The following is a 24,640-nucleotide window of genomic DNA, read 5'->3' as shown; positions in this document are numbered from 1 at the left end:
GTTTAATATAGTTATCAATAAAAGACTTTTAATCTAGACCCTGGAATAATTCTTTATGGACAGCAAAAGTATGGTAAAGACAAGTCCCGTTTTCTGGTGATAATCGTTCTCCGTCTTTGTCCCAGGCTAGTGAGCAGATAAGGTCTCCATCCCATTTTACTTTATGCTCATTAATTGCTTTAGACCAAACTCTCACCTCACTAAAGTGTTCAGGCATAAATTTACCAATCTTTCTACATATTTCACACAGTACTGACAATATAGGAGGCTTGGAATTTAATTTAAGTTCTTTAGTTAGCGACGGTTGTGTAAATACTCCAACATACCTTATATGATCAATGATTCTTTGTTCTTTATCATCTAATTTAGCTTTTCTACAAGCTTCTTCAAATTCTTCCACAGGCGTTATTGGACGTAAATGTTTAATCACTTAGACATTTTGAAATTATTTTATATTATATATGTATGTTTTTGTTGTTAATATTATATCCAATAACTTATAGTTCATTATTGATATTTTTGTTATTGTTATACCCGTTTATCCGCAATTATTCCAGTTATTCCTGTTGCGATGGTTTCCTTACATTGAAAATTCAATTTTTGATCTACTTCATGATTCTCTTTCTAAAGCCAGTCATAGCTTACTTTTGTTAGACCTAAATGTTACAAAGTAAAATATCAATGGTCATATCTCCTGATGACTGGTATTTATATTGGGTCTTACTAAAGAACATGCTTCCTTTAACCTTCGCTGGCCTACTAAGTACACCAGCTCCTACTGCACCAATCGTAGGTATCGCATTTATGGCCCTGTTTGGAATTATGGCTGTCGTAGTTGGCCCTAATTACGATGGTTTCAACGATCCCAACACATCTAAATAACTAGATTATCTAGTCAGAATCAAGTGGGTTAATGTGTTGTGCATTTTTACCCACTTTTTTTGTGTTCATCAATATTAAAAGAATTATTGAAACTAGTTTTCAATAATTCTTTTTTTATTCTTGTGTTAACGATTCATAAATTTTTTTGTATAGAATATCTTACAAGCTTCAAACAATCGTATCTTATCTATGTATAAAATTGACTATTTTATATTATTTAATTCAAAACGAGTAAATAATTAATTTATTGATTGCATTTTCTGCTATTTATACCTTGCTTTATTTATCTTTCATGGGTAATTTATTAATCGCTGGTCTTACTAGTACACCGGCACCAACAGCAGTTTTAGTTGGAGTTGCATCAATTGCATTATTTGCGATTGTTGGTTTAATGGTTGGACCTGACTATGATGGAATGAATGCTCCTGAGGTAAAAAAATAAATACTTAAATTTATTTTTTAAAAATTAATATTAACTAAGAAAAATAGTATTTTTTATTTTTCTTAGTTAATTATTAGAAAATTGTTTATTTATTTTATAAATTAAATTATTATAATTAATTTTCTCTGATGTATTTATTTGTATAAATTGGTTATAATTTATATAGCTTTTAAAATTTATATCAAATAAGTTCCATGAGCTACTAAATCTTTTTATAATTTCATCTTGAGATCTACCTCTATTAGATTTATCTCTTCTCAATCTTCTTTCTAAACAGATTTGTTTGTCTTCCTTACAAAGAATATTTACAGTATTTCTATAATTTAAATCAAGTCTATGAGCAAATATTCCTTCCAATATTAAAATTTTATTTTTACCTTTATTACTAATTTTTTTTATTGAAGTACTTGATTTTTTTTTAATAAAATCATATTGGCAGCATTTAATTTCACTACTTCTCATATTAATAGCTTCTATAGTTTTTTTTAATTCATTTTTCTTGATACTCAAAGGTCTATCATAAATATCAAATAGAAATTTAGATAAAAAACGGATTAATATATTATCTCTATAATATGAATCGGTTTTTATTATTATTGAATTATCAAATAGTTTAGATAACTTATTGCTTAAAAAAGACTTACCAGAGCCTGAAGGTCCCGTAATTACAATGGTTTTCACTATTAATTCAATTCGTCATTTTATAAAGTCTAACAATAGATTTAAATTTTATTTAATGTATTATTGTGTTTTATTGTAATTAAGTTCTTCTTTAGTCCAGCTTCTATTGCTAAATCTATTTTCAATAAATCTTATAACTAGTATTATCAAAGGAATATGCATTAGTCCACCAATTACAACTGTGGCTTGGTTATACGGCATAATCATCTTATACAACTTACATTAATATACTTTATCAATCATTTGTCATCCTAATATGTATCTTTTAGTCATATAAATATTGATTTAACTAGGTATTAATTACATTAATACTGATAACTCCTTTTCGAAAAACCAATTTATTTGACCATTTTTAAGTTTAACTACTAGGCCAAATTGATTTCCATCTACCATTTTATATCCAACTAATTCTACTGTAGGCTCCTTTTTAATTAATTCTAAAATATTTTGCGGTAAACGATCCTTAACTTCGTTTATTTCAATTCTAAGTATCTGCCCTTTTTGAAGATTTGAGGAATCCTTTATCATAATTAATCATTTCTACCTATTTAATCATTAGAATAATGCAATTATCCGATTATTGACAGCGATAACTGTTTATCTATTCCACTATATTTTATGTACTCTTGAAATTCAGATGAATTAAAGGCTTTTTGTGCTGCGGCTTTAGATTCAAATTCAACAATAACTCCTAATTGTCCACCATCCCATTCGTTTAGATCTGAATTTTGGTTTACATCTTTAGCAATTATTGTTCCACCAACTGATCTGAGCCATGGTACTACGGTTTTAACGTATTCGATAAATTGTGCAGTGCTTTCAATTTTGGCCTGTTTTAACCAGTAGCCTTTAGCTCCCATCTCTCCCCCTTCATATTTTCTTAAGATTCTCTCACAATTTTCTCCGTTTTTGAAGGCAGTTGAAAATTATTTATTGTTTTTAGTTAGAAGAAATATTTGCTAAAATGAGTGTTTTTAATTATAAATGACAGGTTTTGTCAAATTAGATTTATGTGTATAACTTAATTACACATTAATAAATCACTTATTTATTACTTTATCGGTTCAATTGATTCTAGTTTTGACTTTAATTGCATTGCTAAATGTTGGCGTCCAACTGCTAACACTTTAAGTGTATCTTCGTGCATTCTGAGTTGTGCGTCAGCCACCTGCATTCCTTTTATAAGCTCTTTTACATCTTTAGGTAGGCTTTTTATATCATATCTTTTATCCTCAAAAGTAAGTATTGCCTCTTTTTCATTTGAAGGTAAACTTGTCATTACTTTAGTCTAGCTTATTAATAATATAACATTAAATATATTATTAATAAGTCTCTATAAACTGTTTATCGCAAAATTCTTTATATCTACCTTGTTTCTTGATTAATTCATAATGGTTACCAACTTCACAAACTATCCCTTTTTCAATTACTGCTATTTTATTTGCTTTTTGTATCGTCGATAATCTATGAGCAATCACAAGAACAGTTCTATTACTCATTGCTTGTTGAAGTCCTTTTTGAACTGATTCTTCAGCTTCTGCATCTAATGCACTTGTTGCTTCGTCAAGCAATAAAATTGTGGGATCACCTAGCAAAGCTCTTGCTATTGATATTCTCTGTAATTGACCTCCTGAAAGATTGCTACCTCTTTCCTCTATGTATGTTTCGTAACCATTAGGAAGTCTTTCGATAAAGTTATGTGCATTGGCAATTTTTGCAGCATTAACAATATCTTTTCTGGTAGCTGTTCTTCCAAATCTTATTGCTTCGGCTATTGTACCTGAAAAAATAAATGTTTTTTGCGGAACAATCGCAATCAATTTTCTCAAGTAGTCAGTATTGATTTTATCTAATTTATGGTCATCAATAAATATAGATCCATTGCTTGGCTCGATGAATTTTAATATCAATGAAAAAATTGTGCTTTTACCTGCACCTGAAGGCCCAACCAAAGCCATTATTTGTCCGCAATCTACCTCTAAATTTATATCGTTTAATACATTATGTTTATCTATATATGAGTAGAATACATTTTTAAATGTTAATTTACCACTTATATTATTAGGTTTAATACCCTTATTGGATGTAGATACTTCTAGTGGGTTATTAGTTATTTCATTTAGTCTTCTTAGTGATGCTTGACCTTGCTTTAACTCGTTGTAGTTGACTGTTATGTGACTTATTGGATCTATTAGCATTATTAATGCTGTAAAATAGCTTCCAAATTCTTCATTTGAAATTCCTCCACTTTGTATTCTATAAGTTCCTATAGTGAGTATGCTCAAAATACCAATTATTTCTATTAAACCAACTATTGGGTGCTGAAGTGCCACAAGAGTTAGCATTTTATATTTAGCCTCTTTGTGTAATTTAACTTGTATATCAAAATCTTTTTGCAACCATTCTTCAACTGCAAAAGCTTTAACCATTGGCAAACCTTGTATTGCCTCTGATAGCAAAGCAGCTAAAGAACTTATTTTCTTTTGACTTTGCTCAGAAGCTTTTAATACTCTTCCTCCAAAATCGCTTACTAATAATGCAATCAAGGGAGCTAAAATAATAGTTGAAAGTGATAAATTCCAATCAATAAATATCATATAACCAAATACTGCTAATAATTGAAATGCAGATGGTGTCGTATCTTGAATTGTTTTATAAATAACCTCACCAACACGATCAACATCCTCAGTAAGTCTGTAGGCGATATCTCCAGATGAGAGTTTTTCTATAAAAAGAATATTTGTTCTCTGAAGTTTTTTAAAAAGTGTCGTTCTTAGATCTTGACTTAGTGCTAATGCTGGTTTAGCTAGAAGACTATCTTGGAGATATTGAGCTGTTTTTTGAATGATAAAAATAATTAATGCTTGTAAAATTACAATTAAAACTTGCTTTGTATTCCCTTGACCTATAGCCGGTATTAACTTACCTGATAGCCATGCAAGAATGGGCCAACATAGAACATATACAAGCATGCTAATACCTCCGAGTATTAATACCTGCGTATGTCCTTTAAGTCTCCTTAAGAGGTAGTTAAGATCTAATTTGATTTTTTGGTTCATTACATCAAAATATCAATATTTAATTTAAAAGCTCGTAAATGAAACTAGATCAATACCTAAAATTTATTGGGATAGTTCAGACTGGAGGAGAAGCGAAAATGGTTATCAGATCAGGGCGAATAAGCGTTAATGGCATAGTGGAGAATAGAAGAGGACGAAAATTAATTGATGGTGATCAAATTATTTTTGCTAATGAAACATACATAGTTCCAAATTCTGATCCTCTAGGCCGTAAGTTGGCAAGAAGCGAAAAATGAGGAGCTAGCAGCGTGCGTAAACCGGTCATTGCAGGGAATTGGAAGATGAACATGACATGCACTGAGGCTATTGAGTACATGCGTGTGTTTCTTCCATTATTGAAAGATATACCAAAGAAAGATAGGGAAGTTGTTATCGCACCTCCCTTTACAGCCCTCTACCCTTTGTCTGAGCTTATTAAAGACAAAAGCGAATTCGTTTCATTATCTAGTCAAAATGTTCACTGGGAGGACAGTGGAGCCTACACAGCTGAGGTCTCCCCTCTAATGCTTAATGAACTTTCTGTTAAATGTGCAATTGTTGGACATAGTGAGCCAAGAAAATATTTTAGTGAAAGTGATGAACAGATAAATAAGAGAGCTCAATCAGCACAAGATCATCAATTAATTCCAATTGTTTGTGTTGGAGAAACCTATCAACAAAGAGAGCTTGGTGAAGCTGAAAGGGTCATTAAAAGGCAAATTGATCAAGGCCTTGAAGGGATAGATGTAAAAAGGTTAATAGTTGCTTATGAGCCAATATGGGCCATTGGAACAGGTAAAACTTGTGAATCCCATGAAGCTAATAGAATATGCTCACTCATTCGTAAATGGATTGGTTTCGAAGACGTCATTATTCAATATGGTGGATCAGTTAAATCAAATAACATTGATGAGATAATGTCTATGTCAGACATTGATGGCGTATTAGTTGGTGGTGCTTCTTTAGATCCTACAAATTTTGCAAGAATTGCTAACTACGAATCAATTTAATAAATACTTGCCTAAGCATTGGGAAAGAGAAACCCACTTAATGGCAATAGTAAATATCACTGAAGATTCATTTAGTGATGGAGGTCTTTATGTTGATTTACCATCTGCAATAAATCATTCTTCATTATGTGTAAAACAAGGAGCACACATCCTAGATATTGGGGCACAGAGCACACGACCTGGTGCCTCTGAGGTTGGAGCCGAAATTGAGATTAAAAGATTGGTTCCATTAATAAAAGAATTAAAATTATTACATCCGGAGGTTCCTATTTCTGTCGATACATTTCACCATTCAGTTGCTAAGAAAGTATTAAATGCAGGAGCCGATTGGATTAATGATGTCAGTGGTGGACGTCATGATCCTGAAATATTTAACGTTATTGCTGATAAAGGTTGCCCATATGTATTGACTCATAGTCGTGGTAATAGCAAGACAATGGATTCATTAGCTATATATTCAAACGTTGTTGACGATGTGAAAAATGAATTATTAAATCAAATCGATTTAGCAGTATCTAAAGGTATAAAAAATGATCAGATTATTGTGGATCCCGGATTAGGTTTTGCGAAGAATGTAGATCATAACTTAACTTTACTTAGAAATATAGATGAATTTGTTTCTATGAAATATCCAATATTAATAGGAGCCTCCAGAAAAAGATTTATCGGTTCAGTTATTAATGAACCTGATGCTACCAAAAGAATATTTGGAACCTCTGCAGTTGCTTCTAGATGTGTGATTGCTGGAGTTGATATTTTAAGAGTCCATGATATTAAAGAAATTTCTCAAGTTGTAAAAATGACCAAATCAATTATTTAATAAGTAATTAATCCTCTGTATTAACACCTTCTATACGATCTTCTACTTCTTGATAAAGTTCTTTTAATTGTTCAATATTTTCATCGGATGTTTCCCAATATCCTCGACCATTAACTTCTAGTAATGTACCAACTATTCTTCTGAAACTATGAGGATTCAATTCCATTAATCTTTTCCTCATCTCTGGATCATTTATAAAAGTTTCGTTTGACTCTTCATATACGAAATTATCGACTTGGCCACTAGTTGCACTCCAGCCTAATGTGTAATTAAGTCTATTAGATACCTCTCTCACCCCTTCATATCCAGACTTGAGCATACCTTCGTACCATTTGGGGTTAAGTAATTTTGTTCTAGAATCTAACCTAATAGTTTCACTTAATGATCTAACCTGAGCATTTGCAGTAGTTGTATCAGCTATATAACTACTTGGTGCTTTACCGTCATCTCTAAGGTTTTTGATTAAATTTGTTGGATCAGAATCAAAGTAATGACTTACATCTGTTAGTGATATTTCTGACGAATCAAGATTTTGGAATGTGACATCTGCAGTTTTCATAACAGATTCAAAAACATCTCTGTTCTGATTCATTTCACCTGGATTATCAGCATTGAAAGCATAGGTCTTCCTTGATAGATACATTTCTTGTAACTCATTTTCTTCTTCCCAGGTCGAATTCTCTACTGCCAAATTGACATTTGAACTGTAACTTCCACTCGCATTTGAAAAAACTCTACTTGCAGATTCCCTAATGCTTTTCCCTTCCTTTTCTGCTTGCTCGAGTGTATGTTTCCTTACAAAATTTTGATCAAGTGGTTCATCGGCCTCTGCAGCCATTTTTACTGCTTGATCAATTAAAGCCATTTGATTAATGAACAAATCCCTAAATACACCGGAACAATTAACAACGACATCTATTCTTGGTCTTCCTAATTCCTCGAGAGATAGTAGTTCTAATTTGTTCACCCTGCCCACTGAGTCTGGCTTTGGTTTTACACCTACAAACCAAAGGATCTGTGCTAGTGATTCTCCATAAGTTTTTATGTTATCAGTACCCCAAAGAACGCAGGCAATAGTTTCAGGCCATGCGCCTTGCTCCTCTTTTTGCCTTTCGATAAGCTTGTCAACGACACCTTTAGCTGATGCAACTGCGGCAACAGTTGGAATCGACTGGGGATCTAAAGCATGAATATTTTTACCACTTGGTAATACTCCAGGGTTTCTAATAGGATCTCCACCTGGGCCAGGAATTACATAATCTCCGTCGAGAGCTTTTAAAAGGCTCTCCATTTCTTTATCAGCACATATTTGTTCTAAACAAAATCTTAAATAGTCAAATAATTTATCAAGTGAACTTGCATTTACATTCTCAAAACCTGCTTTCTTAGCTGAAGCTTGCCATGGTGATGGGATTGAGAAACCAATACTTCTTAAGAACTCAACAATTAGTGTCCAAATACTCTTCTTCATGTTTACTCTCCCATCTCTTCCTGTAAGAGACTTAACCATTGAACCAACTGCCTCTCTTGATGTTTCCGTAATTAATTTGTTAAGTTCAACATCTTCTAATTTGCCCTTGTTATTGCCCTCATAGACCTCTTCAATTGTTTTTCCTTTTGATTCAGCTAACAAACCTGGTAAGGATCTAATTCCATCATCTTCTCTTTCTATGGAAGCAATACTTACTAAGGTTGCAATCGCTTCTTCAGCAGTGGCAGGTTTTCCAATAGTGTGTAAGCCGCAAGGTAATAATCGACTTTCTATTTCCATTAATTGCTTATAAACATTTCCAACTACTAAATCTCTTTCATCAATTTCTAATTCAGAAGCATCTTTCTCAGGTAGTTTTACATCTTCATCAAGATTACATTTTTTTGATGTTTCAACAATTGCATTAACTATTTGAATTCCTCGTCCACTTTCTCGTAATTGCTGATAAGAACCAACTAACTCTCCAAGTTCTTTTAGACCTTTGTACAGTCCAGCATTTTCAGCTGGGGGAGTTAAATAACTAATTGTTGAAGCATATCCTCTTCTTTTTGCGATTGTTGCTTCCGAAGGATTATTTGCTGCGTAGTAGTAAAGATTAGGCAGACCTCCAATTAATGAATCTGGATAACAAGTCTCACTCATCCCCATTTGTTTACCTGGCATGAATTCAAGAGAACCATGAGTTCCAAAATGAAGGACAGCATCAGCTTTCCAAACTTTTTCTAGATAAGTGTAATAGGCTGCAAAACCATGGTGAGGACTAGCACTTCTTGAATAGAGCAATCTCATAGGATCACCTTCATATCCAAAAGTAGGCTGTACTCCAACAAAAACATTCCCAAATTCTTTTCCGTAAATAAGAAGATTTTGTCCGTCACTATTTAAATTTCCTGGAGGTTTTCCCCAGTTCTCTTCAAGGCGGTCAGAATATGGAGTTAATTTTTCATATTCCTTTACGCTCATTCGATGAGCTATTGATAGCTCAGGGGATCCTTGTAATGCCTCAGGATCATTTATCAATGACTCCATCAGTTCTTTTGGATTCTTAGGTAAATCTTTTATGTCATAGCCTTTTTCCTTCATTTCTTCTAAAACTCTATGAATAGAGCCAAAGACGTCTAAATAAGCAGCGGTTCCAACATTTCCTTTATCAGGTGGAAAACTAAAAACAGTAATAGCTAATTTCTTCTGCTCACGTTTTTTAATTCTTAATGATGACCATCTAATAGCCCTCTCAGCTATTGCGTCAACTCTGTCCTGAAGTGTATGGGCTTTGCCAGTTGCATCATCTCTACCAGATAAAACTATTGGCTCGATAGCACCATCCAATTCAGGAATAGCAATCTGAAGTGCAACTTGTACTGGATGAAGACCTAAATCACTACCTTCCCACTCCTGTGTCGTTTGGAAAACGAGTGGAAGTGCAACCATATAAGGTCGATTGAGTTTCTTTAATGCCTCCACTGCTTTTGGATGATCCTGTCTTGCAGGCCCCCCTACAAGTGCAAAACCGGTAAGAGAAACAACACCATCTACAATTGGTTGATCTGGTTTTATTGGGTCGTAATAAAATTCGTTTACTGGCTTTGAAAAATCTAATCCACCACAAAAAATAGGTATGACTGTTGCTCCGCGATACTCCAGTTCTTGTATTACTGCAACATAGTGGGCGTCATCTCCAGTAACAATATGACTTCTTTGGAGTACAAGACCAATTACTGGACCTTCTTTCGCCTTATTTGATAAGTCATCTCTAGAAGCTATCCAATTTAAATATTCTTTTTTATCTTCAAACATGCTTGGAGCTAATGGATGCCAAATTCCCAAATCTGGAAAAACCTCTGGCTCCGCAACTTCAATTTGATCTTCTTCTAGAGTTAGTTCTGGAAATACATATTTATTTCCAAGCATTAAGAGGAAGTTCCTTAGATTATCTGGAGTACCTCCTAACCAATATTGAAAACTAAGCATAAAACTTCGAGCATCTTGAGCCTTGTCAACCGGTAGATACTTGAGAATTGATGGAAGAGTATTTAGAAGCTTTAACATCGAATCTTGAAAACCAGCCCCGCCTGCTTCTTTCCTTTTCTTCATAAAATCACCAATGATGCTTTTGCTTTGACCTAACTGAGCCATTGAAAAAGTGCCCAATTTGTTCAATCGCATAACCTCAGGCATTGATGGAAATACAACCGCTGCTTTTAGATTTTCCTTATGAGGTTCAACTGCTTCAACAACTTTTTGAGCCAAATCTTCAATAAAAATCAATGAAGCTACGAATAAATCTGCTTTTTCTATATCTTTTTTAAAGCTTTCATAATTGTCTGTATTTCTAAGTTCTTCTATTAAATACCCATTAAGTTCAATGCCAATAGGACCATTTTGCTCGTTTAATGAGTTTGCAGCCTGTGTAAGGGCATTTTGATATTGAGGCTCAAGAACCACATAAACAGCCTTCATCACTGCTTTATGGCTGTGATTCTCGACAGGTGAAACTCTGCGATTGGCTGAGCGAACCTGTGTAAACATCTTTTCTGCTATCGGAATTCGACCAAGCCTAGTGTTCAGTGGCCCTTTAGTGTGTTATTTAGTTAATGCGTGTTACAAGCGATATGAAATATGATTGTAAAAAAAAATCCAATGAGTTCTGCTAATCAATCAATACCAGTTTTAGTCGCAGGAGCTTTAGGTCGAATGGGATCTGAAGTTATAAAAGCAATTAATTCATCCAATGATTATCAACTTGTTGGAGCAATTGATACTCAGAAGGATAAAGAGGGGCAAGACATTGGTTCATTAATAGGTTTGCGGCCATTAGATGTTTTCCTTTCAAGCGATTTTGAAGGCTCATTGTGTGCTGCTAGTCAAAACTTCCCAAACGATAATTCAAATAAAGCCGCCGTATTAGTCGATTTCACTCATCCAAAAGTTGCTTATAAGCACACCCGTACATCCATTGCTTATGGAGTCCATCCTGTAATTGGTACAACAGGAATAACACCAGATCAATTAGATGATCTTTCTAAATTTGCAGAAAAAGCATCACTTGGTTCAGCAATTATTCCAAACTTCTCAGTTGGTATGGTTTTACTTCAGCAAGCAGCAGCAGCGGCTGCTCGTTTTTATGAGTTCGCTGAACTTACCGAAATGCATCACAACAAAAAAGCTGATGCTCCAAGCGGAACCTGTATAAAAACAGCTGAATTAATAGAGGAGCAACGATCAACATTTAACAAATCTTTGGTAAATGAAGAAGAATCTCTCGAAGGATCTCGAGGCGGATCACGTCCTAGTGGTTTGAGACTTCACTCGGTTCGATTACCTGGACTTGTTGCTCATCAACAAGTGATGTTTGGTTCCAATGGGGAGACTTATGAGTTGGCTCACAATACTATTGACCGATCTGCTTACATGCCTGGGGTGCTATTAGTAGTCAAAAAAATCAGATCATTCAATAAATTAGTTTATGGACTAGAGAAAATACTCTAGTTATTGATACAAATGTTATTTCCAATTAAGCCAAATGAAATAAATAAATTGATCCCCTCTGTAGCAACAGGGAAGCAATTTAATTCAGCCTTGGGTAATCCCCAGAAAATTTTTCAAAGGATTATGATTTCCGCCATTGGAGGTGTAATTACTTTGCTCATTAGCCAAAGTCAAGTAACTAGTCAGTTTTACTCTTTATGGTTGGTACTAGGTGTTGTTTTTCTTTTGTACATATTGTGGGGACCAATACTTGAAGCCAGTAGAAAAAATTCTAAGTTTAAAAGTTTCTCATTCTCAGCATTAGTTGATGGTTACATATCTGATGTTTATGTAGAAGATAGGGTCGAAATTGAACAAGAACAAGCAAATAAAGATGGTAGGTTAGAGGTGTTAAAGAAAAAAAGAAAATGGGTTGTTTTGGATATAGAGGATGAAGATGGATTTATAGGAAATATAAGTTTTCCATTTCAAAATAAGTTCAATATACTTACTAAAGGAATGAGAATTAATTGCGTAGTTTTTAGTAATAGAAAAGATTTCGATAGGATTCAAGCAATAAGCGATGCCTGGTGTCCAGAAATTAATTTATGGGTTGGTACTTATCCATTTCTTCTAAGACCTGCATTTGAGGAATTTGTTAATATGAGAATTTTTAACTAATTTTAGATTGTAATTACTGATATAATATAAATTATGAATATAGCAATTGTAGGTTCCGGATTAACTGGATCACTAGCAGCAATATCATTAGCAAATGCTGGCTGTAGAGTTGATCTTTATGAAAGATTGTCTGATGATGAACTTGTAAATAGAGATAGAACATACGCAATAACACATTCCTCTAGAAAAATACTATTAAGTCTTGGAATATGGAGTCATTTGCAATCTCATCTAGTCCCTTTTCAATATCTAAATGTTATTGATTATGAATTAAATAAAAAGGTCCAATTTCTAGTAAATGATTTAGATACATATAATCAAAAATATTCAGCTGTAGGTTGGATTGCAGAACACAAAAATCTGATGTTATCGATATTAGAATTTATATCAAAGATAGATAATATTAATAAAATTCCTACATCGGTAATACCTAATACTAATAATTACGATTTAATTGTTGCAGCAGATGGATCAAATTCAGCTATTAAAAAAAAGTTAAAAACCCCATCCTTTAATCTTAATTATGATCAAATTTGTATTACTGCTAGGGTTTTATTAAGAGGGGCTAAGTCTAATGAAGCATTCGAAATATTAAACTCTGAAGGCCCATTTGCTGTTTTACCTCTTGGAGGGGACTTATTTCAAATCATATGTAGTCAATCAAAAGCAAAAGGTACACTTAATAAGAGTTTATCTAAATCATTATTTTTAGATTATTTATCTACAATTCTTCCTTATGGTATTGAGCCAGACACAATAATTGACGAGCCAAGCTATTTTCCCATAAATTTTGTTTTTAACTACTCATTTTTCTCAGGTAAATATATTTATGTCGGTGAATCTGCTCATAAAGTTCATCCTGTAGGTGGCCAAGGATTAAATCTATGTTGGAGAGATGTTAAGTGCCTCTCAGATATCGTGTCGATACCTTTTTTTAAAACTAATTTTGCTATTATTCCATTTTTTTACTCAATTTCTAGGTTTCTTGATGTATTCGTAATTTCTATTTTGACAGATAGCTTAGTAAGATATTCGAGAAGTAATGTTAATATCTTTTTTATCGCAAGGAAATTAATTTTCTTGCTTTTAAGAAAATCGAGTTTAATCAGAAAGCAAGTACTTAACTTAATGACAAATGGATTATAATTTAAATACATAAAATGATTAATATTAATAATGAGATTTATCCAGCTTCTGAGGAGCTTTGCAACTTTATAATTGATAAACTTGGTATAAGTAAGAGTGCATTGGAACTAGGACTAAAAAGATCTTCTATAAATAATGCCCCACTGCCTATTGTTATGTGGAGTTATGGTTTAATCACAATATCTCAACTTAAGATGATACTTTTGTGGTTAAACAATAATTAATACCTAATTATACTTTCAATTTGCAAATTAGAGTCTAAATTACACCTACCTCTAAGTTCACTAAGTTCAACAAGAAAGGCATATCCAATCAAATCACCTCCTGCTTTCCTTATCAATTTACCTGCTGCATTTGCAGTTCCTCCTGTCGCAAGTAAATCATCAATTACAATAATTCTACTATCTTTTTCAAATGAATTCATCTGGATTTCTAATCTATCTTCACCATACTCAAGCTGATAATTAGAACTCACTACCTTACCTGGTAGCTTATTAGCTTTTCTTATAGGAATAAATCCAACCTTTTCTGTAAAAGCTAAAGCAGATGCTGAAATAAATCCTCTAGATTCTATGCCGGCTATAAAATCAGGTCTAATAGAAGATATGAGCTTTTGTAAAGGCAGCATTAGTTCATCCCATATCTTTGGATTTTTATATATGGGGTTTATATCTTTGAAGACTATTCCATCTTTTGGAAAATCTTTTATTTCATTTATATATTCTTTCAATTTGTCCATTGTTAGAAATTATTGGTGTGCGATTTTTTAAAACTAACAACAAAGCTAGCCAATCAACAATCTCCTGTCATTATTTAAAGTATGAAGAAATCCAATTTAAATTCTACGCTCGTCAATAATGGCTCAAAGCATAAAGTTAAAACTATCGGTGACCCTTTCTTTAATTGCGTACTCGCAAGCGATGCATCAAGAAAAATTGATTTTTTGATTTTGGTTATTGAGACACTTCAAATCAATGCAACTGATTCCCTTTTACTAAAGGCCAAAAATATTGGCTTGTCAGATGATTTCTCGAATAGAGTTCAATTTTGGAAAATGAGATGTACCAATCCTCTAAGGAATACATATACATTTTCATCTCTATCTTCTGATCAAATTGATTCCCTTGTTGAACTTATTTCTTCTATGGCAGAAAATCTCTACCCCCTTATTAGGCAATTACTTTCTTCAAAAGAGCCAATGACACTTAATCAAGAGCGTTGGTCTTTATTTAATTCACGTCTTAAGTCACTCATTCGTGAAAGGATGAATGTAAAACGTAGTTATATTTCATCATTGCTAAGTGAAGATAAAAATGACCTTTTCCGAGAGTTATTAGTCATACTCTCCTTGTCCTGTGGAAGAGGAGGAGCTAACCGTTTGAAAGCCTCTTTGTATCAACAATCTTAGAATTTATAAATGATTAATTTATCTTATAGATTTGATCAAAACTCGTCATCCCTTAAAATATCGGGGATGCCCGATGTATCAAATGGTGACTCGGAAAATACAATAGGAATTTTATCTTCATGGTCATTGAAAATCATTGGATCACCTTTACTTGAGGGAGAGAAGGAACATCTTGAAAACTTAATGCAAGTAATATTTCTATACTCAAGATCCTATATCTCTGGTATTAGAAAAACATTTGTATCTAACAAAAAAATTATCACAATGTCTCCATTCGGTATGAGTCATAAATTACTACTTAAAAGTACAAAAGAAGGAGTGAATCCTTTAGAGATTGTTTTAGATGACGCTGAATTATCTGACCTAACAAGATGCTTAGATCTTTTAAGATTTGATTCTAGATTTAGTATTCAATGGGATATTAATCAGGAATTGCCCTTTAGCAAAAAATATATTGTTAATAACTTATCTAATGCTAATACAAATATCAGCATTCTATTCTCAATCATTATATTTTTATTTTCTTGTTCCATACTACTATTTGTCCCAACAAATGATAAGTATGAGATAATAGAAACAACTAAAACCGGTCAATCCTTATCCAAGCAAAATGAGTAAGACATTAACAGTTTATTTCTAATTATCCCTATATATTATTTTTACGTTACTTAAAGACTAAATATATTGAATTTCTTGTATTTATGAATTATTAACTAGATATTTTTATCAATTCTTATTTTATAGATATTCATTAGCGTATTAATATTCACCGAAAGAATAAAAGTTAGCTAATATAAAAAAAATATTTAGACTAATGAAGCTTTCCTTTAATGATAGAGAGAAAATTGATAATAGTGACGATCAGATCTTTTATCAAAAGCCTAGATATGTTCATCACCTTAGCAACTCATTCAGAACTAGACTTACAACCATTTACTCAGAATATCTTCTAAGTCATCACATTATTTTAGATTTAATGAGTAGTTGGGTTAGTCATTTACCATTAAAAATGAGATATAAAAAAGTTATTGGTCATGGAATGAATGAAGATGAATTGCGTTCAAATAACCGACTTGATAAGTTCTGGGTACAAAATTTAAATAAATCACAAAACATGCCAATCGAAGATTCATCAATTGATGCTGGATTAATTGTTGCGGGTTGGCAATATCTTCAATATCCTGAAAAAGTTTCATTAGAACTCTCAAGGATAATTAAATCTGATTCATTATTGATAATATCATTCACCAATCGTGCTTTCTGGTCAAAAGCTCCAAATATATGGACATATTCTTCTGAGGAAAATAGAATTGAATACATAAAGAGTGTTCTTACTGATAACGGTTGGAGAATCGATAAAATATATAATGAAGAAACCCATGAAGAAAAGCTGTTTGGGTTTTATTCAGCAGAAGGTGACCCTTTCTTTTCCATTATTGCAAGAAACAATAAGACTAATAACTGAACTAGTTGTTATTAATATGTATATTTAGTATTAGATCACAATAAATTTTGTTATGTCCTTTTCTCTAATTAAATTTAGTTCCGAAGATTGCGGCACTTGTCACAGGATGAGTTTCTTCGATTCTAAAGTTGCAAATGAATTAGGAATTGAATTTATTAGCGTAAAACTTCAAGATACAGTGGTTTATAGAAAATATAGGCCAATATTATTAAAACAATATCCAACAAAAGAAGGTATGGGATGGCCAACTTATTTGCTAGTTAATGATCCTGAGGGGGAATTCGAAATAATTGGTGAGCTAAAGGGTGGTATTCCTAAAGGTGACTTTAGAGAAAAACTTTCAAACCTGATATCTAAATGAATTTTCGCTAATTAACTGGTTGCATTAATCCACCACTTCCTGAGTCGGAATCATCATCATCGTTCCCTGTGTCTACAGTTAAAAGCGTATATACACCAATAGCGATGAGACTAATCATCCCACTTAAAATACTTAGTCCGTACTGGTTAGTACTAATATCTATTACTTCACCCAAGGTAAAAATACTCAAATCTGGGTGACTATAGCAATATTTTCATTTGAAAGCGTTTTTATCAACCAATTGAAAGATTGACATGCCTAATAATTTAGAATTGATTAAAGAATTTATTAACTATTTATTTGGGAGTCCATTAATTTTAGCCATTCAATCAATTGGTCTAGAAGTTTGTCGCTATCCAATATACCAAGACCTCTTATAGTCACAGTAGAGCACCTATCACCTTTTTTATAGATAAATCTTCCGTGAAGATGACTAGCTAATCCATTCCTAAGCACCTTAAAAGCTGGCTCATCCATCATTGTTTCAAGCTCAAGATTTGGTTTAGACAACTTAATTCTCGAAAAACCACATTTTTTAGCGATTATTTTTAACTTCATAACTTCAATTAATGATTCAACAGCCTTTGGTAATACACCATATCTATCAATCAAGTTGCTAGCAAATTGAAGTAAGGCTTCATTGTTTTCACATTTTGTAGCTATCCTATAAGCGTTTATTTTTTCGTCTGGATCTGTTATCCAATCACCAGGGATAAAAGCCGTAACAGGTAAATCAATTTGTGTATCGTCAACTTTAGGTATATCTTGTCCTTGAATTTCAGCGATTGTTTCCTGCAATAATTCCATATACAAATCGAAACCTATTGTTTCCATTTGCCCGCTTTGCTCAATACCTAAAATATTTCCAACGCCTCTTATTTCCATATCCCTCATTGCTAATTGATAACCGCTTCCTAAATCACTAAATTCTTTTATGGCCTTTAAGCGTTGTCTTGACGTTTCATTTAATTTTTCGTTGCTTGGGTAAAACAACCATGCGTGTGCTTGGATACCACTGCGGCCAACTCTTCCTCTTAATTGATAAAGTTGTGATAAGCCAAATTTATGTGAATCCTCAATCAAAATAGTATTAACTCTAGGAATATCCAATCCACTTTCAACAATTGTTGTACAAAGCAAAATATCAGCCTCTCCGGCATTAAAAGCCAGCATTGAATTCTCTAATGCTCCTTCTTCCATTTGACCGTGAGCTATCAATAATTTCACATTTGGAATCATTATTTTTAATTTTTCTGCTACATCATCTATACCTTTTATTCGAGGAACTATATAAAATATCTGACCACCTCTATCAATCTCTTGTGAAATTGCGCTTCTAATTATCTCATTATCGAGTGGTGCCAAATGAGTTTTAATTGGTCTCCGTAATGGTGGTGGTGTTGTAATTAAACTCATTTCACGTACGCCAGAAAGACTCATATAAAGAGTTCGAGGTATTGGCGTTGCCGATAGAGTTAATACATCAACGCTTTTTTTTAACTCTTTGATTTTTTCCTTATGATTAACACCGAATCTTTGTTCTTCATCGATAACTAGAAGACCTAGGTCCTTATAAACTAATTTTTTATTTAAGAGCTGATGTGTCCCAACAACAGCATCAATTTGTCCAGTTTTTAATCCATTTATTATTTGCTTTCTTTCACTAATAGTTTTAAATCTATTTAATAGTGAAACTCTTATTGGATAAGGTGCAAATCGATCAGATATAGTTCTCCAATGTTGTTGAGATAATACTGTTGTAGGTGCCAGTAAAGCTATTTGTTTACCTGAAGTAATAGCTTTAAATATTGCTCTTATTGCTACCTCTGTCTTACCAAATCCAACATCTCCACAGACTAATCTATCCATTGGCTTTTCAGCTTCCATGTCAGCTTTTACTTGTGCAGTTGCTTTTGCCTGATCTGGTGTTAACGCGTATGGGAATGAATCCTCTAATTCACTTTGCCAAGGACCATCAACAGGAAACTTGAACCCTTTTTCTTTACTTCTTTCTGCATATAACTTAATTAAATCAAGAGCAACTTTTTTAACTGACCTCTTTGCTTTTTCCTTGATTTTATTCCAATTTGCACCACCTAGTTTACTGATAGTAGGAGTCTTTGAATTTGAATTTCTATATCTACCTAAACTTCCAAGTTGATCTGCTGCTACACTTAATTTCCCATCCATATATTTAATTACCAAGTAATCTCTAGACTCACCATTAATGCTTAACTTCTGTATTTTTTGAAATAAGCCTATACCATGGTTTCTATGAACGACATAATCTCCAGGCTTCATCTTATTCGGATCGATTTTTTTACTTTGAGATTGCGTCCTTCTACGTACATATCCTGTACTTGAAAAATTATTCTGACCAAAAAATTCCTTGTCGGTTAATAAAGCGATTTTCCAAGCTGGGAGATAAAATCCCTCTATTTCGCCTTCATTATTATTTTTAATTGCTACAGGTATGTTGTCTTTTAAAATGTCATTAATACCATTGATATCATTATTATTAGATATAAATTTTGAGATACATTCATGTTCCTCTAGAAGAGAAACTGCACGGCTTGGCTGTGCTGAAATTATCCAAATTGAATATTTATTTTTGATGAAATCATGTAATGATAAACTTATTTTTCCATATTGATTTGGTAACCATTGATGGGTTTTACTTGAAATATTAAATATATTATTTTTAGTGTTAATATCTTCTAAGTCTGTTAAATCAATTCCTTTATAATTATTCAGAGATTCAAAAATTTGAATAGGATCATTATGAAGGTTAGGTTTAAATATATTATTTATTGATTTTATACCCCCTAAAGAATTAACTTCTTCGTTATAACTATCTTCAACTATTTTTATCCAGGCATTTCCATGAGATAAACATTGAAGCCTTTCCTCAACAATAATAAATGCATTTTCGTCTAAGTAATCTAGTAACGATGATGGATTCTCAAATGCTACACCTAGATATTTTCTTGCAGAAAGTAATTTTTTTGAATTTACTAACTCATAGTACTCATCATCATGAAAAAGTGTTGATATGTCATTATCATTTATTGAAATAAGTTTATTAATAATTAGTGGTTCAAAACCTCTTGGAGTAATACAAATATTATCAATTTTATCTAATGATCTTTGTGATATTGGATCAAATTCTTTAATCTTATCTAATTGGTCACCAAACAACTCCAATCTAATTGGTAATTCACTACTCACTGGATATATATCAATTATATCTCCACGTCTTGCCCAAGTTCCTTCTTGATCAATATTATTAGTCTTAATATATCCAGACTCACTTAGCCTAGTAGATAAATTACTTAGATTTATTTCATCACCTATTTTTAATTTAATGCACATAGATTTAAGATATTCATATGTAGGAAGATGTGGTTGTAACGATCTTTCTGTAGCAATTATTGCGATATTCTCATGTTCTTTTAATTCAAATATGTCGCTAATAACTTGTAATTGACCCCATATTATCTCTGATGTTACTTGTATAGAATCATATGGGGAAGCTTCACTTGTGGGATATAAGCATGTTTTAGTCCATCCACAATCTTTGACTAATGGGTACCATCTAGTTGCGTCTTCTAAAGTTGGTACAATTACTAATAATACTTGTGCATCTTTTTTAGCAATAGAACTAGTTATTAATGCTTTTGCTGTTCTCGAGGCACAGGTTAATATTAATCTATCTTTTCTATTTGTTCGTTCAATTAACTCATTTGTTAATTGATGATTTTCTAAAAAACTAGTAATTGACTCTAAAGACACTATTTCTTTTTACATATCTCTTCAAGATCACTTTAACATTTTATCTGTCGGGTTGAGAAGGGCTAATGATTTTGAGATTGATTTCTAATTGATTTTAGCTTTTCGACAAATGATAATAATTGTTCTTCATTTAGTTCTTTTCTAGTTGAAACATTAAATTCCCTTAGTAAATATTCTCTTCCCTGTATATGATCCCAGGACAAGTCTCTAAGTATATTGTCAGATTCTTTTATTAAAGTATTAATATTTTCTGAAACAAATTGAGAATGAGTGGGTTTATCTAACTTATTTAACAGATTGAGATACTTTACAATATCATTATAATTAGTTATTTTGCTCCGGTTGTTATAACCAAAGGTTTTCTCTAGAAAATTAATTTCATCATCTCTAGACCATTTTAGGCGTACAATTTCTGCATCTATAGCTGTTAGTTCATCACTCCAATCACTTGGTTCTTGAGAGATATTAGTTTTTTCAATTTTTTTACTATTAGGTAATTCTACTCTCAATGGAGTGCTAATTATATCTTCATTAATACTCTTTAATCCTTGCTCATTAGTTGTCTTTGTATTTAACCTCTTGTATAACCTAGAGATTGCTTTGTCCTCTGCATCCTCTACTGTTAAGCCCTCAGCAAGTGCACTTCCTATATTTTGGTCACTTACCCAACCAGAAACTTTAACAATGGCTTTATTCTCAGTTACGTGACATAGTTTCGATTCAATTCTCATGACCTTATTGAAATAGCACTAATTAGAAACATTAGAGTTAACATATACCAAACAGACAGTGCTAATAGCTCTTTTTTTGTAATTTAATGGATTCAGCATCTCTTAGATCATTAACTCCCTTACTTGATGGTATTGATAGATGGGTTGAATTAGCACCCCTTTTGCCAATTATAATTTCATTAGAGCTTGTCCTTTCTGCTGATAATGCAGTAGCTCTAGCCTCCATAACTAAGAATTTAAATAATATTGAACTTCAAAAAAAAGCATTGAATATCGGTATCTTTATTGCTTTATTATTAAGAATAATTGTAATCCTAACTGCACAATTCTTTTTAAATTTTTGGCCAGTTAAGTTAATAGGTGGTATATATTTAATATCACTATCATTTTCGAAATTTATTACTATAAATAATAAAAACTCAATTAGTAATGAAATAGATAATAATCCCAAATCTATAAGTTCATTATTTAGGGTTATACTTCTATTGGCTGCAACAGATTTGGCATTTTCAATAGACAGTATTACAGCCGCCGTAGCAATAAGCGATCAATTTCTTTTGGTTATCACTGGAGCAATTATTGGAGTTATAGCACTACGGTTTACTTCTGGATTGTTCATAAAGTGGCTAGAGATATATATTAATTTAGAAAAAGCTGGTTATATTGCAGTTGGCATTATTGGATTAAAGTTAATTATTCAATTGATTTTATACAAATTAGTCATACCTGAATATTTATTCTTTTTAGTGATGTTATGTCTATTTCTTTGGGGTTTTTCAAATAAAGAAATTAAAATCGATAATGTTTAGTTACCTAATATATTTTTAACTCTTAGATCAGCCTGAATTGTTAAAGTATAGCTATCAGTAGCCCTCTTCCCCTCCAGTTGAGCATAAGTTACTTGGATTGCATAATCATTAGACATTATCTTTAGTCCATTTTGCTTGTTAATCATAATAATTTCTCCTGGTATATTATTTTCTATTGGTTCATTATCTGTATTGTTAGAATCGAATTCTTTATCATTATGAAAAACATTCTTTGCTTTTAATATTTTAATTCTTTTACCATTGTGAAGTGTGTAGGCGTTAGGATATAATCCATTTATTTTCTTTATGATTGTTCTAGCTTTTTGATTCCAATCAATTAAGTAATCTTCTTTTTCAATTTGTCTTGCATAAGTAGGATTTAAATTTAATTTAGATTGATCAATAGCGTTTAGTTCTTTTAGAATTGATGATTTGTTTAAACAATTTAATAGAGTTAGCCTTCTTAGAAATTTTACTAATAACTGTGATGAAATTTCGGATAGTTTATTAGTAAGTATTTCAAGATTATCTAAATCATTTATAACCGTGGCCTGTTGTTCAACAATCGGACCTGTGTCTAACCCCTCTTCCATTAACATAATACATATACCTGTCTTTTTATCATCATTTAGAATACTCCACTGAATTGGAGCTGCGCCTCTCCACAAAGGTAATAAGGAGGCGTGACTATTCCAACAACCAAGTTTAGGAATATCTAAAATTTCTTTTGGAAGAATCTGACCAAAAGCTACAACAATATAAATATCTGCTTTCAAACCTATGAGTATCTCACTTATATTTTGATCTTTTTTTATGGATGGTGTTGACAGGACACGTATACCTAAATCTATAGCTGTTTGCTTGACTGGAGAAGGTATTAATTTTTTTCCGCGTCCACGCTTTCTATCTGGTTGTGTAACTACAGCAATTACTTCGTATCCAGCATTTACTATATTTATTAAATTTTCGGCAGCATATTTAGGTGTTCCCCAAAAAACTATCTTCACGCTTCGCCGGTTATTGACATGTTTTCAACCCAAACATGGGGGCTGATCCCTTGATGGGTAACAATCTGTTCATTTTCAATTTTTACAATGCTCTTTAGAACTTTTAAGATATCACCTGCTATGGTCGCAGCTTCAATGGATGTCTTCTTACCATCATTAACAATCCAACCATCAAAAGGTAAAGAGAATGAACCCTGACTAGCTTTTACTCCAGAATGTATCGCCGATAGTTCATCAATTAATACATATTCTTTGAGTGTCTTTTTAACACTTAGACTTTCATCTTTATCAAGTGAATATTGAGTTTTGCTTACAACTAACCAATCTGGAGAAACCGATACCTTAGCTCCTAATCCGGCATGACCTGTGGGTTTAACACCAAATTTTCTTGCTGTTGCTTCTGAATGAAGTAAATTAGTTAGTACACCATCAGTTACTAAGTTAATGTTTTGTGTGGGAGTTCCTTCGCCATCAAAGCTGAATGCTCCTACATTTTCAGGATGAAGACCCTCGTCGCTTATATTTAAATTAGAAACTGAAATTTTATTACCTATTGAATCTTCACCCATTAAACTAAGTCCATCAATAATTGATCTTGCATTAAACATTGAACTAAAAGCACTGATTAATTGAAGAAAGGCATCAGGAGTGAAACAAATTAAATACTTATTTGTCACTATAGGTTTATATTTCAAATGACTAATTAACTTTTCTGATGTCTCAGCAATACAAGAATCTATATCAAGTTCTTCTAAATTAGAATTAATTCTAATACCACCCGCACTTCTTGGCTTTTTGTTTTCCTCCTCGGCCTTTGCATATAAATATATAGAAGATTGTGTTAATTTCATATGCCTACTAGCACCCTCACTATTAATATATATTCTTTCCATATAAGTTTCATTTAATCCGTTATATGGAACTGAATTTATTGATTTATGAGTATCGATTAATTGTTTTTCTGCATTTTTAAGGATATTAAGTAAGTGGTCAATTGAATGAGACTTAAATACTTTTTGTTCAATTTCATTTAATTCTGTTTTTGCTAATGGAGAGAATTCTGGAGATTCTTTTTCGTTACCGAAAAGGCTAGCTTCAATGGCAACTTTCATGGCTTTTTTTATGCCTTCACTCGTCAAGTCAGAAGTGCTTGTAATGCCAACCTGATTATTTTTATTCCATACTCTCAATGTCATTGAGTTTCGTTGAGAGCCTTTTAGTTGTTTTGCATTACCTTGCTGAACTTGCACAGAAATATCTTTACTCAATGATGCTCCCAAATCCCATTTTTCTATTACTGAGTGTTGAATATATTCTTTTAAAATATTATTTAGTAGTTGTGGGTCTAATTCAGATCTTTGTTGATTAGTAAAGGATTCAGCCATT

The 24,640-nt window shown here is 32.4% G+C and carries 28 protein-coding genes; 14 read left to right on the top strand and 14 right to left on the bottom strand.

What is annotated here, in order from left to right; translation table 11 throughout:
- Nucleotides 1-28 precede the first annotated feature (28 nt).
- Complete coding sequence (locus AC6EI0_RS02025) at nt 29-430, bottom strand: hypothetical protein (RefSeq protein WP_498522842.1); 402 nt, start codon at nt 428-430, stop codon at nt 29-31.
- Between the two features lie 230 nt (nt 431-660).
- Between AC6EI0_RS02025 and AC6EI0_RS02020 the strand changes: the two genes are divergently transcribed.
- Together AC6EI0_RS02020 and AC6EI0_RS02015 are read left to right on the top strand one after the other, a co-directional pair.
- A complete protein-coding gene (locus AC6EI0_RS02020; RefSeq protein WP_498520956.1) occupies nt 661-882 on the top strand; it encodes a hypothetical protein in 222 nt (73 codons plus the stop codon).
- Between the two features lie 247 nt (nt 883-1,129).
- On the top strand, nt 1,130-1,324 hold the full coding sequence (locus tag AC6EI0_RS02015) for a hypothetical protein (RefSeq protein WP_498522841.1): 195 nt from the start codon (nt 1,130-1,132) through the stop codon (nt 1,322-1,324).
- A gap of 66 nt (nt 1,325-1,390) precedes the next feature.
- Here the strand turns inward: AC6EI0_RS02015 and AC6EI0_RS02010 are convergent, their stop codons facing one another.
- The 6 genes from AC6EI0_RS02010 to AC6EI0_RS01985 form a co-directional block, all read right to left on the bottom strand.
- Nucleotides 1,391-2,005, bottom strand: coding sequence for a uridine kinase family protein (locus tag AC6EI0_RS02010; protein WP_498522840.1), 615 nt, complete (start codon nt 2,003-2,005; stop codon nt 1,391-1,393).
- Between the two features lie 60 nt (nt 2,006-2,065).
- Entirely contained in the window at nt 2,066-2,206 is a 141-nt protein-coding gene (locus AC6EI0_RS02005; protein ID WP_498522839.1) for a hypothetical protein, read from the bottom strand.
- Nucleotides 2,207-2,305: 99 nt separating this feature from the next.
- Nucleotides 2,306-2,533 carry a DUF2862 domain-containing protein gene (locus AC6EI0_RS02000; RefSeq protein WP_498522838.1) on the bottom strand — a complete coding sequence of 76 codons (228 nt, stop codon included), beginning with the start codon at nt 2,531-2,533 and terminating at the stop codon, nt 2,306-2,308.
- A gap of 41 nt (nt 2,534-2,574) precedes the next feature.
- Complete coding sequence (locus tag AC6EI0_RS01995; protein WP_498507306.1) at nt 2,575-2,865, bottom strand: DUF1330 domain-containing protein; 291 nt, start codon at nt 2,863-2,865, stop codon at nt 2,575-2,577.
- A gap of 191 nt (nt 2,866-3,056) precedes the next feature.
- Nucleotides 3,057-3,284, bottom strand: coding sequence for a DUF6447 family protein (locus tag AC6EI0_RS01990; RefSeq protein ID WP_498522837.1), 228 nt, complete (start codon nt 3,282-3,284; stop codon nt 3,057-3,059).
- A 43-nt stretch (nt 3,285-3,327) separates the two neighbouring features.
- Complete coding sequence (locus AC6EI0_RS01985) at nt 3,328-5,064, bottom strand: ABC transporter ATP-binding protein (protein ID WP_498522836.1); 1,737 nt, start codon at nt 5,062-5,064, stop codon at nt 3,328-3,330.
- 38 nt (nt 5,065-5,102) lie between these two features.
- Here AC6EI0_RS01985 and AC6EI0_RS01980 point away from each other — a divergent pair, with 38 nt between their 5' ends.
- The 3 genes from AC6EI0_RS01980 to folP are packed head-to-tail and all read left to right on the top strand — an operon-like array spanning nt 5,103 to nt 6,894.
- Nucleotides 5,103-5,321, top strand: coding sequence for an RNA-binding S4 domain-containing protein (locus tag AC6EI0_RS01980; RefSeq protein WP_498507303.1), 219 nt, complete (start codon nt 5,103-5,105; stop codon nt 5,319-5,321).
- Between the two features lie 12 nt (nt 5,322-5,333).
- Complete coding sequence (gene tpiA / locus AC6EI0_RS01975; protein WP_498522835.1) at nt 5,334-6,074, top strand: triose-phosphate isomerase; 741 nt, start codon at nt 5,334-5,336, stop codon at nt 6,072-6,074.
- Between the two features lie 40 nt (nt 6,075-6,114).
- Complete coding sequence (gene folP / locus AC6EI0_RS01970; protein WP_498522834.1) at nt 6,115-6,894, top strand: dihydropteroate synthase; 780 nt, start codon at nt 6,115-6,117, stop codon at nt 6,892-6,894.
- 7 nt (nt 6,895-6,901) lie between these two features.
- Here folP and AC6EI0_RS01965 read toward each other — a convergent pair whose 3' ends face one another.
- A complete protein-coding gene (locus tag AC6EI0_RS01965; protein ID WP_498522833.1) occupies nt 6,902-10,915 on the bottom strand; it encodes a magnesium chelatase subunit H in 4,014 nt (1,337 codons plus the stop codon).
- A 111-nt stretch (nt 10,916-11,026) separates the two neighbouring features.
- Here AC6EI0_RS01965 and dapB point away from each other — a divergent pair, with 111 nt between their 5' ends.
- Genes dapB through AC6EI0_RS01945 form a run of 4 tightly spaced genes read left to right on the top strand, consistent with a single transcriptional unit; the run spans nt 11,027 to nt 13,905 of the window.
- On the top strand, nt 11,027-11,875 hold the full coding sequence (gene dapB, locus AC6EI0_RS01960) for a 4-hydroxy-tetrahydrodipicolinate reductase (RefSeq protein ID WP_498522832.1): 849 nt from the start codon (nt 11,027-11,029) through the stop codon (nt 11,873-11,875).
- 12 nt (nt 11,876-11,887) lie between these two features.
- On the top strand, nt 11,888-12,535 hold the full coding sequence (locus AC6EI0_RS01955) for a DUF8619 family protein (RefSeq protein ID WP_498522831.1): 648 nt from the start codon (nt 11,888-11,890) through the stop codon (nt 12,533-12,535).
- A gap of 33 nt (nt 12,536-12,568) precedes the next feature.
- Nucleotides 12,569-13,681, top strand: coding sequence for an FAD-dependent monooxygenase (locus AC6EI0_RS01950; protein WP_498522830.1), 1,113 nt, complete (start codon nt 12,569-12,571; stop codon nt 13,679-13,681).
- Between the two features lie 14 nt (nt 13,682-13,695).
- Nucleotides 13,696-13,905, top strand: coding sequence for a DUF2949 domain-containing protein (locus tag AC6EI0_RS01945; RefSeq protein ID WP_498522829.1), 210 nt, complete (start codon nt 13,696-13,698; stop codon nt 13,903-13,905).
- On the opposite strand, the gene AC6EI0_RS01940 is transcribed toward AC6EI0_RS01945, so the two are convergent.
- On the bottom strand, nt 13,902-14,420 hold the full coding sequence (locus AC6EI0_RS01940) for an adenine phosphoribosyltransferase (protein ID WP_498522828.1): 519 nt from the start codon (nt 14,418-14,420) through the stop codon (nt 13,902-13,904). The two genes, AC6EI0_RS01945 and AC6EI0_RS01940, sit on opposite strands and share 4 nt — an antisense overlap.
- A gap of 81 nt (nt 14,421-14,501) precedes the next feature.
- Here AC6EI0_RS01940 and AC6EI0_RS01935 point away from each other — a divergent pair, with 81 nt between their 5' ends.
- The 4 genes from AC6EI0_RS01935 (at nt 14,502) to AC6EI0_RS01920 (ending at nt 16,915) form a co-directional block, all read left to right on the top strand.
- On the top strand, nt 14,502-15,089 hold the full coding sequence (locus tag AC6EI0_RS01935; RefSeq protein WP_498522827.1) for a DUF3038 domain-containing protein: 588 nt from the start codon (nt 14,502-14,504) through the stop codon (nt 15,087-15,089).
- Between the two features lie 9 nt (nt 15,090-15,098).
- Nucleotides 15,099-15,707 carry a DUF4335 domain-containing protein gene (locus AC6EI0_RS01930; protein WP_498522826.1) on the top strand — a complete coding sequence of 203 codons (609 nt, stop codon included), beginning with the start codon at nt 15,099-15,101 and terminating at the stop codon, nt 15,705-15,707.
- 196 nt (nt 15,708-15,903) lie between these two features.
- Nucleotides 15,904-16,554, top strand: a complete 651-nt coding sequence (locus AC6EI0_RS01925; protein WP_498522825.1) for an SAM-dependent methyltransferase — start codon at nt 15,904-15,906, stop codon at nt 16,552-16,554.
- Nucleotides 16,555-16,606: 52 nt separating this feature from the next.
- Nucleotides 16,607-16,915: a TlpA family protein disulfide reductase gene (locus AC6EI0_RS01920; protein ID WP_498520940.1), complete on the top strand. Its 309-nt coding sequence runs from the start codon at nt 16,607-16,609 to the stop codon at nt 16,913-16,915.
- Between the two features lie 7 nt (nt 16,916-16,922).
- On the opposite strand, the gene AC6EI0_RS01915 is transcribed toward AC6EI0_RS01920, so the two are convergent.
- The 3 genes from AC6EI0_RS01915 to AC6EI0_RS01905 all read right to left on the bottom strand — a co-directional run bounded on the left by AC6EI0_RS01915 (nt 16,923) and on the right by AC6EI0_RS01905 (nt 21,438).
- On the bottom strand, nt 16,923-17,090 hold the full coding sequence (locus tag AC6EI0_RS01915) for a hypothetical protein (protein ID WP_498522824.1): 168 nt from the start codon (nt 17,088-17,090) through the stop codon (nt 16,923-16,925).
- 113 nt (nt 17,091-17,203) lie between these two features.
- Complete coding sequence (gene mfd / locus AC6EI0_RS01910) at nt 17,204-20,707, bottom strand: transcription-repair coupling factor (protein WP_498522823.1); 3,504 nt, start codon at nt 20,705-20,707, stop codon at nt 17,204-17,206.
- Nucleotides 20,708-20,769: 62 nt separating this feature from the next.
- The gene (locus AC6EI0_RS01905) at nt 20,770-21,438 is read right to left on the bottom strand and encodes a hypothetical protein (RefSeq protein WP_498522822.1); all 669 of its coding nucleotides are present in this window, start codon (nt 21,436-21,438) and stop codon (nt 20,770-20,772) included.
- An 86-nt stretch (nt 21,439-21,524) separates the two neighbouring features.
- On the opposite strand from AC6EI0_RS01905, the gene AC6EI0_RS01900 reads away from it, so the two are divergent.
- Complete coding sequence (locus tag AC6EI0_RS01900) at nt 21,525-22,247, top strand: TerC family protein (RefSeq protein WP_498522821.1); 723 nt, start codon at nt 21,525-21,527, stop codon at nt 22,245-22,247.
- On the opposite strand, the gene fmt is transcribed toward AC6EI0_RS01900, so the two are convergent.
- Entirely contained in the window at nt 22,244-23,254 is a 1,011-nt protein-coding gene (gene fmt / locus AC6EI0_RS01895; protein WP_498522820.1) for a methionyl-tRNA formyltransferase, read from the bottom strand. The genes AC6EI0_RS01900 and fmt overlap by 4 nt on opposite strands.
- Complete coding sequence (locus tag AC6EI0_RS01890; protein WP_498522819.1) at nt 23,251-24,639, bottom strand: TldD/PmbA family protein; 1,389 nt, start codon at nt 24,637-24,639, stop codon at nt 23,251-23,253. The genes fmt and AC6EI0_RS01890 overlap by 4 nt, the downstream gene beginning before the upstream one ends.
- Nucleotide 24,640 lies beyond the last annotated feature (1 nt).

It is taken from the genome of Prochlorococcus sp. G5PB11, from assembly GCF_059772425.1.
This window is presented reverse-complemented; position numbering and strand designations above follow the sequence as displayed.